Source organism: Streptomyces sp. SAT1 (assembly GCF_001654495.1).
GTDB classification, from domain to species: Bacteria; Actinomycetota; Actinomycetes; order Streptomycetales; family Streptomycetaceae; genus Streptomyces; species Streptomyces andamanensis.
This window is the reverse complement of sequence record NZ_CP015849.1, coordinates 162,045-177,503: the sequence shown is the minus strand read 5'-3', so window position 1 is coordinate 177,503 and position 15,459 is coordinate 162,045. Positions and strand designations below refer to the sequence as shown.

Here is a 15,459-nt window from a genome sequence, read left to right as displayed (position 1 = left end):
AGAAAAGGATCTTCATGAATGTGCGAGGCCAGCTCTACATCGACGGGGAGTGGACGGCCGCCGCGGACGGCGCGGAGTTCACCACCCGCGACCCGGCCACCGGGACGGTCCTGGGCACCTGCGCCCAGGCCGGACAGCCGGAGGTGGACGCCGCCGTCGACGCCGCCGCGCGGGCGCTGACCGACCCCGCGTGGGCCGCGCTCACCGCGGCGGACCGCGCGAGGCTGCTGTGGCGCGTCGCCGAACTCATCGAGCGCGACGCCGAGTTGCTCGCCGAGCTGGAGACCCGCGACCAGGGGCAGCCGCTCCAGGTCGCCCGCGGGGTGAGCGTCGCCGGGGCGGCCGAGCATTTCCGCTACTACGCCGGCTGGGTCACGAAGATCCAGGGCGCGGTCAGCCCGGTCTCCTTCCCCGGCACTCTGCACTTCACCCGCCGCGAACCGGTCGGGGTGTGCGCGCTCATCACCCCCTGGAACTTCCCGCTGATGATCGCGGCGTGGAAGCTGGCCCCCGCGCTGGCCTGCGGCAACACCGTCGTCCTGAAACCGGCCGAACAGACCCCGCTGACCGCCCTGCACCTGGTGCGGCTCTGCGCGGAGGCCGGCCTGCCCCCGGGCACGGTCAACCTCCTCACCGGCGGCCCCGCCACCGGCCGGGCCCTCGTGGCGCACCCCGGCGTGGACAAGGTCTCCTTCACCGGCTCCACCGAGGTGGGACAGGAGATCGTCCGCGCCTCGGCCGACGACCTGAAACGGGTCACCCTGGAACTGGGCGGCAAGGCACCCAGCATCATCGCCCGCGACGCCGACATCGACGCCGCCGTCCGGGGCAACGTCCAGGGCGCGCTGCTCAACAGCGGCCAGGTCTGCGCCGCCTACTCCCGCTTCTACGTGGACCGCCGCCGCGCCCAGGAGTTCACCGAGAAGCTCGCCGCCGCCGTCGCCGCGCTGCGCCTGGGGCCCGGCATGTCCCCGGACACCCAGCTGGGTCCGCTGGTGACCGAGGAACACCTGCGGCGGGTGGACACCATGGTCAAGGAGGGCGTCGCCGCCGGCGCCGAGGTCGTCACCGGCGGCGAGCGCGCCGACGGCCCCCTGGAGCACGGCAACTTCTACCGGCCCACCGTCTTCGCCTCGGTGCGCGACGACATGGCCGTGGCCCGGCAGGAGGTCTTCGGTCCCGTACTGCCCGTGCTCACCTACGAGGACGACGAGGAACTGGCGGTACGCGCCAACGACACCCGCTACGGCCTGGCCGCCGCGGTGTGGACCCGGGACCTGTCCACCGCCCACCGGCTGGCCGCGGAGGTCCGCGCAGGCGCGGTGTTCGTCAACATGCCCCCGGTCCCGGACCCGGCGGCGCCCTGGGGCGGGTTCCGCTCCAGTGGCTGGGGCCGCGAGATGGGCTCCTACGCGCTGGACGTGTTCACCGAGACGAAGGGTGTGTGGATCCACCATGGCTGACACCCCCGCCACCGGAGAGGAAGACCGCATGACCGACCCCACCACCGCGCACGACGGTGTCCGGGCCGCCGTGGAAGCGTATGTCTCGGCGGTGTGCGCCGGGGACCCGCAGGCCGTACGCGAAGCCTTCCGGCCCGAGGCGTACATGTGGGGCTACCTCGGCCCGGAACTGGTCTCCGCCCCGATCGGGGCGTTCTGCCAGGTCGTCGCGGCCGACTCGGGCGAGCGCGCCTGGACCCGGACGTACACGTACGCCGTCCGCTCGATCGAGGTGAGCGGCGAGGTGGCGGTGGCCGTGCTGGAGGAACACGGCTACCAGGGCGAGGACTTCACCAACCACTTCTCCCTGGTCCGCGAGGACGGGCAGTGGCGGATCGCGTCGAAGACGTTCTTCCGCACAGGGAGCCCCGTGACGTGACCCGTCCTCCCGGCACTGTCAGTGGGTGCCTCTAGTCTTTCGCCGTGATCGCGGTACGCCGGGACGGTCCGCGCCGTCCCGGCGCACCGCGGTGATCTCCGGACGGGCGAGAGGCAGGACATCCATGGGCTGGCTGGCGGCGGGCGACGACCACGAGATCACCCTCGCCCGGGGGCGGGTGATCGCGCGGCCCGTGTCCGGCGCGGCCCCGGCGGCGGGGTCGCGGACCCTGCCGGAGGAGATACGGGACCGGCCCGAGGTGATCGAGCTGCAGCGGTTCGCCGAGTGGCTGGAGCGGCACGCCGCCGACTGCGCGGCGCGGGTCGACACCTGGATGGTGTCCTCGCTGCCGGTGCCCACCGCGCTGCTGGCCCAGGTGTGGCCCGACGAGGCATGGCGGGCGGCGCTGCGCGATCTCGTCGTGACCGGCGAACACCCCGGCGACATCGGTTTCCTGAGGGACGCCTCCCCCTCCGGGCGGCTGCTGCTGGTCGCCCCGGACGGCGGGACGCGCCACCTCTCCGCGCCCGCCGTGACCGTGCCGCACCCGGTCCTGCTCCCCGGCCTGCCCGCCCTGCGCGCACAGGCCACCGCACTCGGCGCCGTCCAGGGCGTGGAGCAACTGCACCGCGCCGTATGGCACAAGCCCGCCGCGACCGACCACGGCACCCGCGCCGTCGAGGAGTTCGCGGGCGCCGAGTACAGCTCCTGGTTCCGTCTCGCCGCCCACGCCACCGCGCTCGGCTACAAGGTCACCGGGACGTACGTCACCGACCGCGTACGCGAGGCGGGACGGGTCGTCACCGCGTCCGTCGCGATCGGCGACCCCTACACCGAGGAGCGTGCCCGGACCGGCGGACTGACCTGGGGCGACCGCCCCGGCGCCGCCATGGCGCCGACGGACGTCGGCCCGGTGGCCTGGTCCGAGGGCATGCGCATGGCCGCCGCCCTGCACGCGGGCGGCCGTGTCCCGGCCGAGGACACCGCATGACCGGCGGCCCCCGCACCACGGACCGGGGCGCTCGGCCGGCGACACCTCCGGCGTACACCGCCACGACCGGCACAGCACACACGGCACACGGCACACGGCACACGGCACACGGCACACGGCACACGGCACACGGCACACGCACGGAAGGCACACGTCGATGAACGGCTCGGCAACCGCTGACGGACCGCACGCGCGGGCGGAGGAACTGCTGCGCGCCGGTGCGGTACTGCCGCCCGGGACCGACAGCGGCGGCGCCCGCGCCGTCCCGATGCTCACCCAGGCGTACCGGCATCCCGCCCTGGACGACCGGACCGTCGTCCGCCTGGTCGCCGCGGAACCCGGCGAAGACCCCGCCACCGGCTTCCTCGGCCTGGAACCCGTGGGCGAGGCGGCCGAGGTCGGTCTCGGCCGGCCCCGGTCGCTGGGCTTCCCCGAATGGGCGCTGGTCCACCACCCCGCGGACGGCCACCTGGCCATGTCCGTGGCCGAGGAGATGGACCGGATCGCCCGGACCGCGCGGTCCCGGCCGAAGAAGGCGCGCGCGGCCTACGAGGCGATCGGCGCACGGCTCGCCGGAGCGGTACCGCACCTCCTGCCGGTCTTCTACGAGCAGGCGGGCCGGGTGTTCCTGGCCGCCGACGAGACACGGTACGCGTCACTGATGTTCGTCAGCGCCCGCAAGGCCGAGACGGCGTACGCGCTGCCGTTCGACGAGGACCGCATGGACGCGGTCTTCTTGGAGTTCTCCCTGGCCGGAGCCGTACCGGCGACCATGCTCACCGGCTACGCCAGAGGACTGTCCTCCCGCGTCCCGCCGCGGACGGCGTTCCGGCACCTGCGCGGGCTCTTCGTGCGGCTCGCCGAGCACGGCCTCGCACCCTCGGGTCCGGGCGCGAGCGAACTGCGCAGGCTCGCCAGGCAGGTCGCGGGCGAGGACGCGCTCGACGAGGAGAAGGCCCATCTGCGCGAGATGCTGGTGCGGCCCGGCACCCGGAAGGCACCGCCCGGCTGGTGGAAGACGCACCGCCGTGCCCTGCTCGACCTGACCCGGCACGAGCCCGCCTTCCGCGGCGTCCTGCTGGGACTGATGCCCTCGGAGTGGGAGCGCGAGGAACTGCCGCAGTGGCTGGACCTGCTGGAGCGCACCGGCGCCACCGCCGGCCTGTGCGACACCACGCTGCCCGCCGACGTACGTCCCCCCGACGGCGCGTCCGGATGGGCCCGCAGACTGCTGTCGCTGGTGGGGACGCACCCACCCGCCGAGGTGGCGCCGCTGATCGAGCGCATGGCCGGTGCCCTGCGCGCCGAACTGCGCGACGGCGGCGACCCCTTGCCGGCCGTCCACGACATGAACCTCCTCGACCGGTTGCTGGCCCTGGGCGTACCGGTGGCGGACCCCCCGCCCCGGCACTCCCTGTCCCTCCGGCGGTGGGCCACCGACAGCAACCGGCGCGATCTGCGCGCGCTCGCGGCCGACCCCCGCTTCCGCCGGGCGTTCCGCCGCAGCTGCCCCACCTACCGGCACAAGGACGACCTCCACACCCTCACCACGCTGGCCGGCTCCCCGGGCGGACGCCGGCTGCTCGCCGACTGGGTGGCCGAGGCCGCCCGCGCCTACCTCCCGGTGGAACTGGCCGGGTACTCCGCCCCGTACGCCCACCCGCTCGAACCGGTCGCCTGGCTGCCGGGGGAGATCCTGGCGCTCGCCGAGGAGGAGGTACGGGAGGCCCTGAGCACCGGGACGGCCCCGGCGCTCGCCCGCGCACTGCGCCGCGGGATCATCGACGAACTGGGCTGGCCCGCCTGGGAGGAGGCCGTCGCCGACGCCGCCGCGCAGCACCGGACGGCCGCCGTCCACGTGACCGACGCCTGGCCCCGTCTCGTCGTCCTGGCCGGCACCCGGGCCCGGGTCATCGACGCGCACGGCACGGTGCACACCCACGACCTGCGCCTGCCACCGAAGGTGACCGACCGCGGATCGGTCCGGGGCCTCGGCGCGGTGGGCTGCCGCCATGTCGACGGCGAGCTTCTCGTCTGGTGGGACCCGCCGTTCCCCGCCGAGAAGCGCGGCTACTGGGAGCGCACCGCCCCCGACCCGTTCCCGACCGACCCCGAGGCCCTGTGCTGCGCCCCGATGCGGGACTTCGGCCGGAACATGCCCCCGGTCGCCCTGCCGCTCCGCGGGGGCGGCCTGACCACCGGGACGGGAGTGCTGCGCCCCGGGGACACCACCGTCCCGGCGGCCCTGCCGGTGATCAGCGACGGCACGTCGTACTGGGTGCGCGCCGGCGACTGGCACACGTACGACCCGCTGAGCGGCGCCCGGGGCGGACCGGGCCTGCCCGACTGGTTCGCCGAGGGCCTGCGCGACGCCCCGCCGGGCAGCACCCTGGCCCGGAACAGCAGCCTGCTGCCCGCCCCCTCGGCAGTCCCCGGCCCGCTGTGCGCCCCGGTCGGCGGACTGGTCGGCTGGCGGGTGCTGGAACTGCCCGACGGCTCCCTGCGGGGCGAGGACCTGGCCGGACGGTCGGTCGTCCTCCCGCCGGCACCGTCGCGCAGGACGAACCGGGAACTGTGGCACGCGCTCCAGTTCCCCGGCACGGACCGGCCATGCGCGGTCGTCCTCGACGGCTCTTCCCTGGGCCTGTTCGACGCGGACGGCACCCTGATGGCCGAGTTCCCCGAGCAGACCCCCGCCACCCTGGAACAGGGTCGCGGAGCGGGCTTCTCCGCGGGCACCGCGCTGCTGCCGCCCCTGCGTCACTGGCAGCAGCTCCGGCCGCGCGACCCGCAGGGCTCCGCAGCGCTCCGCCGGATCGGCGAGGACACCGCCGCGGCACTCCTGGCGGCGGCGGTGGCCGAGCCGCCGCAGGACGCGCCGCCGCGGCCGGACGACGCCCCGCGGCCCGAGCAGCCGGGCGCGCACGCCTCCGATCCGGTGTCCGAACCGATCGGCACCCGCGCGCACGCCTCCGATCCGGTGACCGAGGCGATCGGCGCCCTGCTGCCACAGGTCACCCACGCGGCGCTGCGCGCGGGCATCGCCGGGGTGGTGCGGCTCGCCGCGGGCCATCAGCGCACCATCGACGCGGCGCTCGCCCGGCTCGACACGGCGGCCGGACGCGCCGGCGCGGACACGGTGGCGGTGGCGCACGAGGGAGCGGGCGCGGACACGGCGACGGACGGGAAGCGGACGGCCCCCGAGGGGGACCCGCGAGACAGCCCAGGGGAGGAGGGCCCCGGGCCGGAACAGCCGGCGCGCCCGGTCCCCGGCGACGCCACGCTCGCCGCCGCGCTGGACGGCCTCGGCCTGCTCGGCACCTTCATGGGCCGCGGCGTCTGCTACGACCAGTACCACCACCTCGTCGACGCACTGCGCCTGATCGGCAGCTCGGTGCGGGGCGACGCCGAACCGGCCCCGCCTGGCCGCGCCCACGTCTGCGCGGTCCGCGAGGCGCCCCTGGACCTCCTGAACTGGCGGGGCCTGCCCGCCCTGTCCGCCACGCTGGCACTCCGGGCCGCCGGCGCGGCCACCCGGGAGAGCGACCGCGCCGCACTGGACGCCTACCTCGCCGAGCTGGACGCCCAGCGGCTGTCGGCGCCCGACCCGGGCCACTGGCGCCGGACCCGGCTGCGCCTGGACCCGAGCCTGTTCGAGGGACCCGACGCCCTGCCGCCGGCCACGTCCTCGGCGGCCCTGCTCGACCTGGGGGACGGAGAGTTCCTGCTCTTCCCCGGCGACCGGTACCGGTTCCCCGACCGGCCGGCCCGGTCCGCGACCGACGGCAGGGAGTTCGAGGCGGTCCACCACGACCCCCGGGGCCGGTTCCGCACACCTGCCCCCTACACCCTGGTGCACAGCGAGGCGTTCTCCGGTCCGGTCCGCGCGCCCGGCTGGCTCGCCGCCTTCCGGGCCGAACTGGCCGGGCACGGCCCGGCCCCCTGGCACCCGGAGGCCGCCGCCGAGTTCGCCCGGCGCACCGGAGTCACCCCGGCCATGGCCCGGCTGGTCGTCGCCGGACTGCCCATGATCGACGACGAGCGCGCGCCCGTACCGGCCGGAACGCTGAAGACCCTCGGCGTGCAGGCCGCCGACGCGCGGATCGCCAAGGACATCCTGCGCACCGTCGACGCCGACGCGCGCCGGGCGGTCGTGGCCGCCCTGCTGCCCGCCGAACCGTCCCGGCTGTGGACCGACGGCCCCGACGCGGCAGCGGCGGCGGAGATCTGGAACGAGCGGGTGGGCCGGCGCACACCCCTCGCCGAGGACGTACTGCACGACACGGTCCGCGCCGTGTCCCCGTCGTGGTGGGACCCGTACGAGGCGCTGCACGCGTTTCTGCGCGCCGATGAGGAACCGAGGCTGACCCGGGACCTCACCTGGCGGCTGACCGGCTACAGCGCCCCCACGGCCGAAGGCCCCGGCTTCGACGCGGACACGCTCAAGGGCTCGGTGGCCCTCACCGCCTGGCTCGCCCACCGACTCCCGTCCGGCGACCCGCTGCGGGCCGCGCTCCCCGGCGTCCTGGCCGCGGTCCGCGCCCGCCTGGCCCACCCGGGGCTGCTGATCCGCATGGACCGGTGGAACGGCCTGGACGACTTCCGGCGGATCCTCGGCGAGCCCACGGAGAGAGCCGAGGACTTCGAACGCCACGGCGCGGTCGTCCTGTGCACCGGCACCCTGGACACGGGCAGCGGCCGACCGGTCCATCCCGCGGTCCGGCCCGCGCTCCTGGACGAGAGCGGACGCGATCCCGTACTGCCGCTGCTGTTCCCCGGCGAAGGCCCGACCGCCGAGGAGACGGCCCTGCGCGTCGCCCACGACGAGCGGTTCGCGCACCTGCTCGCCGACCCGGGCGAACCGGCGGCGGGCGAGCGCGACGAGCACGGCCTGTGGTGGCCGCAGAACCCGGCCATGTCCGTGCCCGGCCTGGTCGCCGACGCCGCCGTACGCCACGGTATCGGCGAGGACGCCGCCGTCCTCTACCTGATGCTGCTCGCCCTGCCCGACCCCACCGACCGCAACACCGGCCGCTGGACGGGCTGGGCGAGGCAGCGGGGCGGCACGGCCCGGCTGCGCGCCGCCCGCGCCGAACTCGCCGCGACCGGCCTCGTGGTGCGGGGCACCCGCACCAGAGCGGGACGCTCCCTGTTCCTGCCCGGCGGCTGGCTGGCACTCGCCAAGCCGCACACCCCGCTGGAACGCTGGAAGCTGCCCCTGTACGACCTGCTCCACGACGAGCGGGTCCCCCTGGGCGTCGTCGCGCCCACCCGGCCCGTCGCCGATCTCTACCACGAGGCATGGCGGCGGACCCTGGACGGGGACGCCCCGCGGCTGGAGGAGATCGAGGTGCCGCGCCCGCGTGCCTGACCCGGCGCCGAAATCGTTTGCCGCCGCCCGGCCCGGTCGGATAGGAAGCTCACATGCTGAAGGGCGGCAAGGTCGGGCTGCGGGCCCGGCACGAGGACGACATACCGGTCCTGCGGACGGAGCTGTACGACGACGTGGTCAACGCCTCGCGGTCCGAGGCCGGTCCGTGGCGGCCCGTCACGCCCGGCACCAAGGACCCGCGGCTCGTGGTGGACGACACGGAGCAGAAGCACGTCCCGTTCTCCGTGACCGAGCTGGACGGCGGCACCCTGATCGGCACCGCGTCGCTGTGGGGCATCGACACCCACAACCGCACCGCGCACATCGGGCTGGGGCTGCTGCCCGCCGCGCGCGGCAAGGGCTACGGCACCGAAGTGGTCGAGGTGCTGTGCCACTACGGATTCGTCGTGCGCGGTCTGCACCGGCTCCAGATCGAGACCCTCGCGGACAACGACGCGATGCTGCGCGCCGCCGAGCGCAACGGATTCGTCCGCGAGGGCGTACTGCGCTCCTCGGCATGGGTGATGGGTGAGTTCCTGGACGAGGTGCTGCTCGGGCTCCTGGCCCGGGACTGGCGGCCAGCGCCGCGGCCCGCCGGCCGCTGAGATCCCTGCCCGCTGAGACCCCCTCCCGCCCGGCGCCTGGCCGCTCGGCCGCGCGCCCGCTCGCCATGACAGGCCCGAAGGCCGCGGCACCGGCGCCCCCATGAGCGATCACGGACCGCCTGCGGTACCCGAGCGGCCGGGTGGGAGGACGGTGCGCACGGACATCCGCCGCAGGACCAACGTGACGGTCGCCGGCCCGGCCACCTAGCGGGCCATCCCGGACTACCTGGGGAAGCCGGCCCGCTGGGCGCTTTCGTCGGCTACATGTGCGGCATGGGCCCCGAAGCCGCCGCCCCGACCTGGCTGACCCGCCGCGCCCCGCGCGTCGCCGCCCTGCACGACGCGGCGCCCGCCTCGGCCCTGACCACGCTGGACACCGTGCACTACGAGCGCCGCTCCGCAGACGGAGGCCCCGGTGCCGCACCGTGGTCCTCGGCGTCGTCGAACCCACCTCCGAACCGGGCCACCGCACCGCGCGCCTCACCTCCGGCGGCCACCCCTCGGCCCTCGTCCTGCGGGCCGACGGCCGCGCCGGCCCCTCCGCTCATCCCGGCGGCCTGCTCGCCCCACGTCGGCACGCTCTTGCCGCCGGGGCCGGCATCGAACTGACCGGTGTCCCCTCGCACACCCTGCGCATCCTGACCGTGGCCGCATTCGTCCGGGTCTTCACGATCCGGGTCCGGTGACGGGCGCGGTACCGTCCGGCGCCGCCACCGGGCCGTTCCCGCTCGCCCCGCGCTCCCCGGCCCGCTCCGACACCACCCGGGCGGCCCGGGGCCAGTGCGCCCGCAGCCGGCGCAGATACGACCGTGCCATCGGGCCCGGTGGCACACCCCGGGCGAAGGCCCGCATGTTGCGTTCGCCCGCGTTGTAGCCGAGGGCGAGCAGTTCGTCCCTGCGGTAGCGGCGCGGGTGGCGCCGCGGCAGGGCGCGGTCCAGATCCCCGAGGTGGAGAGCCGCGGTGCGGACGGCGAACGCGGGGTCGTCCCGCAGGTCCTGCCAGCGGCCCGGCAGCGCGTGCGCCCGCCGCACCTTCTCGAACGTCGCCCGGTGCATGTTGGCGACACCGAACGACGCGTCGCGCTTCCACCACTGCCAGAGACGTTCGAGCAGGGGATGGTGCGGCTTGTACGCCTCGTTGTGCAGCACGGCCATCAGCAGCACCGGTGAGATGCCCGCCTGCCGCGCGCTGCGCACCACGGTGGCGGCGTAGTCGGCGGGCTCGTAGCCGCCGGGCCGCAGCGGCGGGGTGGGTACGCCGTCCTCGGGGCCGGGCCCCGCCCCCTGCTCCCGCGCCGCTCGCGGTCCCTCGCTCATCCTGTCCCGTCCTTCCTCGTCCCGGCCGCCGCGGCGACCGCCGTGTGCAGGAGCACGTGCCCCCGCCCCACGGCCTCAATCCGCCGGCTGCCGCCGGGCGGACGGTCGGGCGACGGTCAGCGGGTGAAGGTGAACCAGTTGACGTTGACGAACTCGACGGTGCTCTCCGCGAACGTCAGATAGACGTCGTGGACGCCGGTCACGGCGCGGGTGACGTTGGCCGGGACGGTGCGCCAGCTCTGCCAGCCGCCCGTGTCGCCGAGGTCGATCTCGGCGATCTGCGGCCCGGTGGCGCTGTCCACCCGCACCCGGATCGCGCCGCTGACACCGGCGCCCACCCCGGAGGCGACCCGGGCGAGGAACTGCGCCGGGGCGGCCGAACCGAAGTCCAGCGACGCGTACTTCAGCCAGTCCCCGGCGGCGAGATACCCCACGTCGCGGCCGCCGCCGGTGTCGGCGCAGGTCTCCGTCTGCGTGCCGCTCTGCGCGCTGTAGTCCTCCGCCTGGACGGTGGAGTAGGCGCTCGTCCCGCCTCCGCCCGGCGGGGTCGTCCCGCCACCGCCCGGTCCGAGGGTGACCGTCCAGGAGGCGGGCGCCGGGTCCTGGAGGTGCCCGTCGACCGGGGCGGAGCCGGTGGGACCGACGTCGTCGTACGGGAAGGCGTAGCCGATGCTCGCGTACCGGTGCACCAGCCGGGCGTAGTGGTTGGTGACCGACTCCGTGTAGTACTGGGCGGGGGTGACCCCGCTGGGCTGCGACGCGCCGCCGGAGACCAGCAGGCTGGAGCGGTTGAGGGCGGCGGCGAGGCGGGCGGCGACGGCGGAGCGCGCGTCGGCTCCCGAGTTGTACAGCGGGCCGCTCGCGCAGCCGAAGATGTCGGCGGCGGAGGGCCTGGTGAAGGGCACCCCGTTGGTGTTGAGCCCGGCGAAGGTGAGCACGTCACCGCTGACGGTCCCGGAGTACGCGCCGATCGAGCCCTGGCCGTCCACGGTGAGGGTGTGGGTGCGGTAGTAGTCCCACACCCGGTCCAGGTACGGCCGCCAGTACGCGCCGAAGTCCACCGGCGCGTGGGAGGGCGCCAGCACGCGCAGGACCGTGCCCGCCGAGTCGGTCGCCACCAGCTGGTCCCAGGGCGCGCCGTCCGCCGCGTGCTGGTCCCGCAGCCCGGAGGCGATCGAGGCCAGGGCACCCGAGGGCAGCGCGGGCACCGACTGGTTCCCGGCGGCCCCGGTGGTGGCCATCGAGACGGGCAGGGCGACCATGTCGACGTAGCTGATGTTGGCGTACAGGTTGGCCGAGTTGTAGGTGAACTCACAGAACGTCCAGCTGGTGGTCCAGTTGGGGTCGGTGCTGGTGAAGCCGGGCTGCACCAGGCCGGGCACGCCGCCGTTGCCTCCCGGCGGGTTGACGAAGAACTGGATCTTCCGGCCGGTCGAGAACCAGACCCGGCCGCCGATCACGTAGTCGCGCAGCGTCAGCCGGGTCGGTGCCGACCCCGAAGCGCCCAGCGGGATGGCGTAGTCGGGTATCGGGGTCAGGACCGAGGACGGGCTCGGCAGCCGGTGGAAGACGCCGTCCGCGGTGACGAAGCCGGGCCAGCCGGAGGTGTCGGCACCGGAGATGTAGGCGTAGACCGGCGCGGAGCCGCCCGAGTTGTTGGCGAGCGCGACGGGGAGCGCCGCGGCGAGGGCGAAGGGGGCGGAGCGGGCCGCGGCGGTGCCGGCGGCCGTCAGGGGGAGGGCGGCCGCGGTGGCCGCTGCGGTGGCGAGAAGGGCACGGCGGGAGAGCACAACGGCCTCCGGGGTGGGTGTGGGGGTGGTCGCCTCAAGGAGACAGGAGAGACGGGGGAGACAGGGGAGAGAAAGGGGAGTGGGAGCGGTACCACTACGGGACCACTATTGGACTGTGCCAATCGGCGGGTCAAGGGGCGTGCGGGAAAGGGGGGTTGGACGATCGGAAGTCCGGTCCGGTTCGTCCCGTCCGTGGCGCGGGCCGCCGCAGCCCGTGCGGCACGGCCGGGACGCCGCCCGCCGCGGCCCGGTGGGCGGGAGCGGCCCCCGGCAAATGCGCCGGAGGAGTCTTGGGAGACACTTTGCGCGGTACCCGGAACCCGGCGGCCGCGATGGGCCGTCTGACAGGGGAGTGAGCCCCTCGGGGCGCGAGAGTTGAGAGAGTGGGGCAGGTCATGGGACGGCGCAGGGGCGGCATACGGATCGCACTCGTCACGGGCGCGATGCTGGTGGGCGTGAGCGCCTGCGGTCACGGCGGCGGCAGCGACCGGGCGGGCGGGGACGACGCGAAGGCCCCGGCGAAGCCGGGCGCGACCGCCTCGCCGTCGCCGACGAAGCCCGCGGGGCCGCCGATGCTGCTGGACACGATCATGCCGCAGTCGAAGGCCACCGTCGGTGTCGCCATGCCCGTCTCGGTGGTCTTCAGCAACCCGGTGGCCGCCAAGGCGCGGGCCACGGTCGAGAAGCACATGAAGGTGAGTGCCTCCCGGCCGGTGGCCGGCGCCTGGCACTGGTTCGGGGACAAGCGCGCCGACTGGCGGCCCAAGGAGTACTGGCCGTCCGGCACCGAGGTCAAGGTCGACGTCGACATGCGGGGCGTGGCCAACGGCAACGGGCGGTACGGCGTGCGCGAGTACACGCACACCTTCAAGGTCGGCGACGACGTGCGCGCCGACGTCTCGGTGCGTGGCCACACCCTCAAGGTGACCCGCAACGGCAAGGCGGTGCGCACGCTGTCCATCAACGCGGGCAGCGCCCAGTACCCGACCTGGAACGGCACCATGGCCGTCATCGACAAGGAGAAGAAGGTCCACATGACCTCCTGCAGTGCCGGCATCACCTGCGACAAGGGCAGTCCCGACTACTACGACCTGACGCTGCCCTGGGACATCCACCTCACCCAGTCCGGCACCTATGTGCACTACTCGACCGGCGACCCGAACCCGGGCAGCGGCAGCGCCCGCGGCTCGCACGGCTGCGTCCACCTCTCCATGTCCGACGCCGAGTGGTTCTACGGCCAGGTCAAGCAGGGTGACCCCGTGACCATCACCGGCTCGTCCCGGGCCAAGGCGGACCCGGACAACGGCTACGCCGACTTCAACCTCGGCTGGGACCAGTGGCTGGCGGGCAGCGCGTCGGGCGAGGGCACGACCGCGGCGCTGTGAGGCGCGGCCAGGCACTGCTGCTCGCCTCCATCACGATCGGCCGGAGTGGCCCTAACGGGCCGCGAGGCCGCCGACCCACTCGTCGACGCCGAGGACCCGCGCCCACTGCGGGAACAGCTTCTCGGTGAGGACCCGGTGCACCTCGGGGTCGGGGTCCAGGCACGCGTCGGCGAGGACGGTGAGGCCGAAGTCCAGGTCGTTGGCCTGGCACACGGTGGACAGCACCACGGCGCCGGTGGCGATGCCGGTCAGCACCAGGCCGTCGATGCCGCGTGCCCGCAGCACCACATCGAGGTCGCTCCCCGAGAAGGCGCTCGCCCGCCGCTTGGTGATCACCACCTCGCCGGGCAGGGGAGCGACCTCGGGGTGGATCTCGGTACCGGCGGCGCCCTCGACGTAGAGCCCGGCCTGCGCGATGGCGCTGAGCGCCCTGTTGTGCGTGCCGACCTCCGGGAAGCCCGGTCGCAGGGCGATGGTCACATGGATCACGGGGATGTCCGCGGCCCGAGCGCCGTCCATGGCCCTGCGCACCCGGCGCAGGAACTCGGGTCCGGCGTCGGTGAGTTCCACGATGGACCGCTGGACGTCCATCACGAGCAGGGCGCATTTCATGGCATCTCCAGGGTCGGGGCCGGTCCGGCATCGTAGCGGGCCGGCCCCTCCCGTCCCCGCGCGGGTCCGCCGTGAGCCGCCGACGGGCGGCGATTCCCGGCCCGCAGGCGCGGACAGGGCTCATGTCACCTCATCGCACCGTCCACGTCAGGGAGTTGGACGCCGCCTGGCGGACCCGGGGGTCTCGTACGGCGCCGGTGCCGTCGCTCACCACCGCCGTGACGCGGTGGACGGAGCGACGGCCGGCCAGTTCGCGCGGGGTCACCGCCATCCGCCCGGTGGCCCACGGTATCCGCTTCCCGTCGGCGTACCAGTCCAGGCGCAGCCGGGCGAGACCGGTGAGCGGGGCGAGCCGCACCGTGATGTTCCGGGCGGAGGCGACCGGGCGCGAGGTGGCGAGCGGCGAGGTCAGGGCGTCGGCGTCCGCGTAGAAACCGGCGATCATCGCCTCGCGGCCCACGACGTTGAAGTCGGTCGAGGACAGGTCGCGCATGAGGGACGTCTCGGTGGGACGGTAGACACCCGTCTCGTAGTAGCCGCCGCCCTCGTAGGTGCCCACGGCCGAGCCGGTCGGGTCCTGGGCGCCGAGCCAGCGGCGCCACTTCGTAGCGGCCGGATCGCGTCGCAGGGTCAGGTTGGCCGCCTCCGGCTCGTCGGCGGAGGGGTAGGGGCCGTATCCGGCGTACTGGTACTCGTCGGCCAAGTGCCCTATGGAGTGCCCGAGTTCATGGGCCCCGATGAGGTAGGAGCGGTCGTTGTCCGACGACATCGTGGCCACGCCGTGGAAGGGCGTGCCCGGCGGCAGGTCGACGGCGGAGTAGCCCGCGCCGCCGTACTTGGCGGAGTTGGCGATGACGAAGACGATGTCGGCGGCGGGGGCCGCGGCGGCGTAGCGGGTGACGCTGTCCGGGTCGACGCACAGCAGACGTTCCAGGCCGTCGCAGAAGAAGGAGGAGCCGAGGGCCGTGGTCCGCTTGACGTCCGCCGTCGGATCGCCGGAGACGCCGGACTCGGGGGAGGGGGTGTCGACGAGCCAGATGTTGAACAGGCCGCGGTAGCTGCGGTACGGCTCGATCCGGAAGATCTGGTCGAGCTTGTCCTCGGCGTCCGCGGTGAAGTCGTCTTTCTGGGCGGCCGTGTAGCCGTCGCCGAGCACCACGAGGTCGAGCCGGCCGGAGACCGGGCCGGTCTGCTGGAGGGCGCGCACGGCGGACGCGGCGCCGGCCGCGGGTGGCGCGGCGCGGGCGCTCGGGGCTGTGGTGTCAGCGGTGTCCGTGGTCACCGTCACCTGACGCGGGGCGGACCAGGGATCGGGGAAGTACTCGACGTTCTGGCGGTGCCCGCCGGAACCGGTCGCGGCCCCGGCCGGTGGCGGGTCCACGCCCACGACCAGCGCGGCCGCGCTCACCAGGGCGGCCACGACGGCGGCGGTCCAACGCGGATACGGCTTCCTGCGATGCGGCACGGCGACCTCACTGGAGTTCCCGATTAGCCCATGAAGTAAGTG

11 protein-coding genes are annotated in these 15,459 nt (G+C 74.7%); 7 read left to right on the top strand and 4 right to left on the bottom strand.

Going from position 1 to position 15,459, the window contains the following annotated elements:
• Positions 1-14: 14 nt before the first annotated feature.
• From A8713_RS00720 to A8713_RS00695, 6 genes are all read left to right on the top strand, one after another.
• Positions 15-1,463, top strand: a complete 1,449-nt coding sequence (locus A8713_RS00720) for an aldehyde dehydrogenase family protein (protein ID WP_064530899.1) — start codon at positions 15-17, stop codon at positions 1,461-1,463.
• Between the two features lie 28 nt (positions 1,464-1,491).
• Complete coding sequence (locus tag A8713_RS00715) at positions 1,492-1,881, top strand: nuclear transport factor 2 family protein (protein ID WP_064530898.1); 390 nt, start codon at positions 1,492-1,494, stop codon at positions 1,879-1,881.
• Positions 1,882-2,005: 124 nt separating this feature from the next.
• Positions 2,006-2,872: a DUF4132 domain-containing protein gene (locus tag A8713_RS00710; protein WP_064530897.1), complete on the top strand. Its 867-nt coding sequence runs from the start codon at positions 2,006-2,008 to the stop codon at positions 2,870-2,872.
• Between the two features lie 157 nt (positions 2,873-3,029).
• Positions 3,030-8,243: a hypothetical protein gene (locus tag A8713_RS00705; RefSeq protein WP_064530896.1), complete on the top strand. Its 5,214-nt coding sequence runs from the start codon at positions 3,030-3,032 to the stop codon at positions 8,241-8,243.
• A gap of 53 nt (positions 8,244-8,296) precedes the next feature.
• A complete protein-coding gene (locus tag A8713_RS00700) occupies positions 8,297-8,848 on the top strand; it encodes a GNAT family N-acetyltransferase (RefSeq protein WP_064530895.1) in 552 nt (183 codons plus the stop codon).
• 425 nt (positions 8,849-9,273) lie between these two features.
• On the top strand, positions 9,274-9,534 hold the full coding sequence (locus A8713_RS00695; protein WP_064530894.1) for a hypothetical protein: 261 nt from the start codon (positions 9,274-9,276) through the stop codon (positions 9,532-9,534).
• Here A8713_RS00695 and A8713_RS00690 read toward each other — a convergent pair.
• Entirely contained in the window at positions 9,515-10,165 is a 651-nt protein-coding gene (locus A8713_RS00690) for a hypothetical protein (protein ID WP_064530893.1), read from the bottom strand. The two genes, A8713_RS00695 and A8713_RS00690, sit on opposite strands and share 20 nt — an antisense overlap.
• 116 nt (positions 10,166-10,281) lie before the next feature.
• On the bottom strand, positions 10,282-11,955 hold the full coding sequence (locus A8713_RS00685) for a beta-1,3-glucanase family protein (protein WP_064530892.1): 1,674 nt from the start codon (positions 11,953-11,955) through the stop codon (positions 10,282-10,284).
• A 395-nt stretch (positions 11,956-12,350) separates the two neighbouring features.
• On the opposite strand from A8713_RS00685, the gene A8713_RS00680 reads away from it, so the two are divergent.
• Entirely contained in the window at positions 12,351-13,340 is a 990-nt protein-coding gene (locus A8713_RS00680) for a L,D-transpeptidase (RefSeq protein WP_064537161.1), read from the top strand.
• Between the two features lie 51 nt (positions 13,341-13,391).
• Here the strand turns inward: A8713_RS00680 and A8713_RS00675 are convergent, their stop codons facing one another.
• Both A8713_RS00675 and A8713_RS00670 read right to left on the bottom strand, forming a co-directional pair.
• Positions 13,392-13,952 carry a cysteine hydrolase family protein gene (locus A8713_RS00675; RefSeq protein ID WP_064530891.1) on the bottom strand — a complete coding sequence of 187 codons (561 nt, stop codon included), beginning with the start codon at positions 13,950-13,952 and terminating at the stop codon, positions 13,392-13,394.
• Between the two features lie 130 nt (positions 13,953-14,082).
• Positions 14,083-15,417 (bottom strand): M64 family metallopeptidase, encoded by a 1,335-nt coding sequence (locus tag A8713_RS00670; RefSeq protein ID WP_064530890.1) that lies wholly within the window; start codon positions 15,415-15,417, stop codon positions 14,083-14,085.
• Positions 15,418-15,459: the final 42 nt, after the last annotated feature.

Coding starts and splice junctions, on each gene's coding strand:
- A8713_RS00680 (WP_064537161.1), top strand. CDS start 12,351: ATGGGACGGCGCAGGGGCGGCATACGGATCGCACTCGTCACGGGCGCG.
- A8713_RS00710 (WP_064530897.1), top strand. CDS start 2,006: ATGGGCTGGCTGGCGGCGGGCGACGACCACGAGATCACCCTCGCCCGG.
- A8713_RS00720 (WP_064530899.1), top strand. CDS start 15: ATGAATGTGCGAGGCCAGCTCTACATCGACGGGGAGTGGACGGCCGCC.
- A8713_RS00700 (WP_064530895.1), top strand. CDS start 8,297: ATGCTGAAGGGCGGCAAGGTCGGGCTGCGGGCCCGGCACGAGGACGAC.
- A8713_RS00705 (WP_064530896.1), top strand. CDS start 3,030: ATGAACGGCTCGGCAACCGCTGACGGACCGCACGCGCGGGCGGAGGAA.
- A8713_RS00690 (WP_064530893.1), bottom strand. CDS start 10,165: ATGAGCGAGGGACCGCGAGCGGCGCGGGAGCAGGGGGCGGGGCCCGGC.
- A8713_RS00715 (WP_064530898.1), top strand. CDS start 1,492: ATGACCGACCCCACCACCGCGCACGACGGTGTCCGGGCCGCCGTGGAA.
- A8713_RS00675 (WP_064530891.1), bottom strand. CDS start 13,952: ATGAAATGCGCCCTGCTCGTGATGGACGTCCAGCGGTCCATCGTGGAA.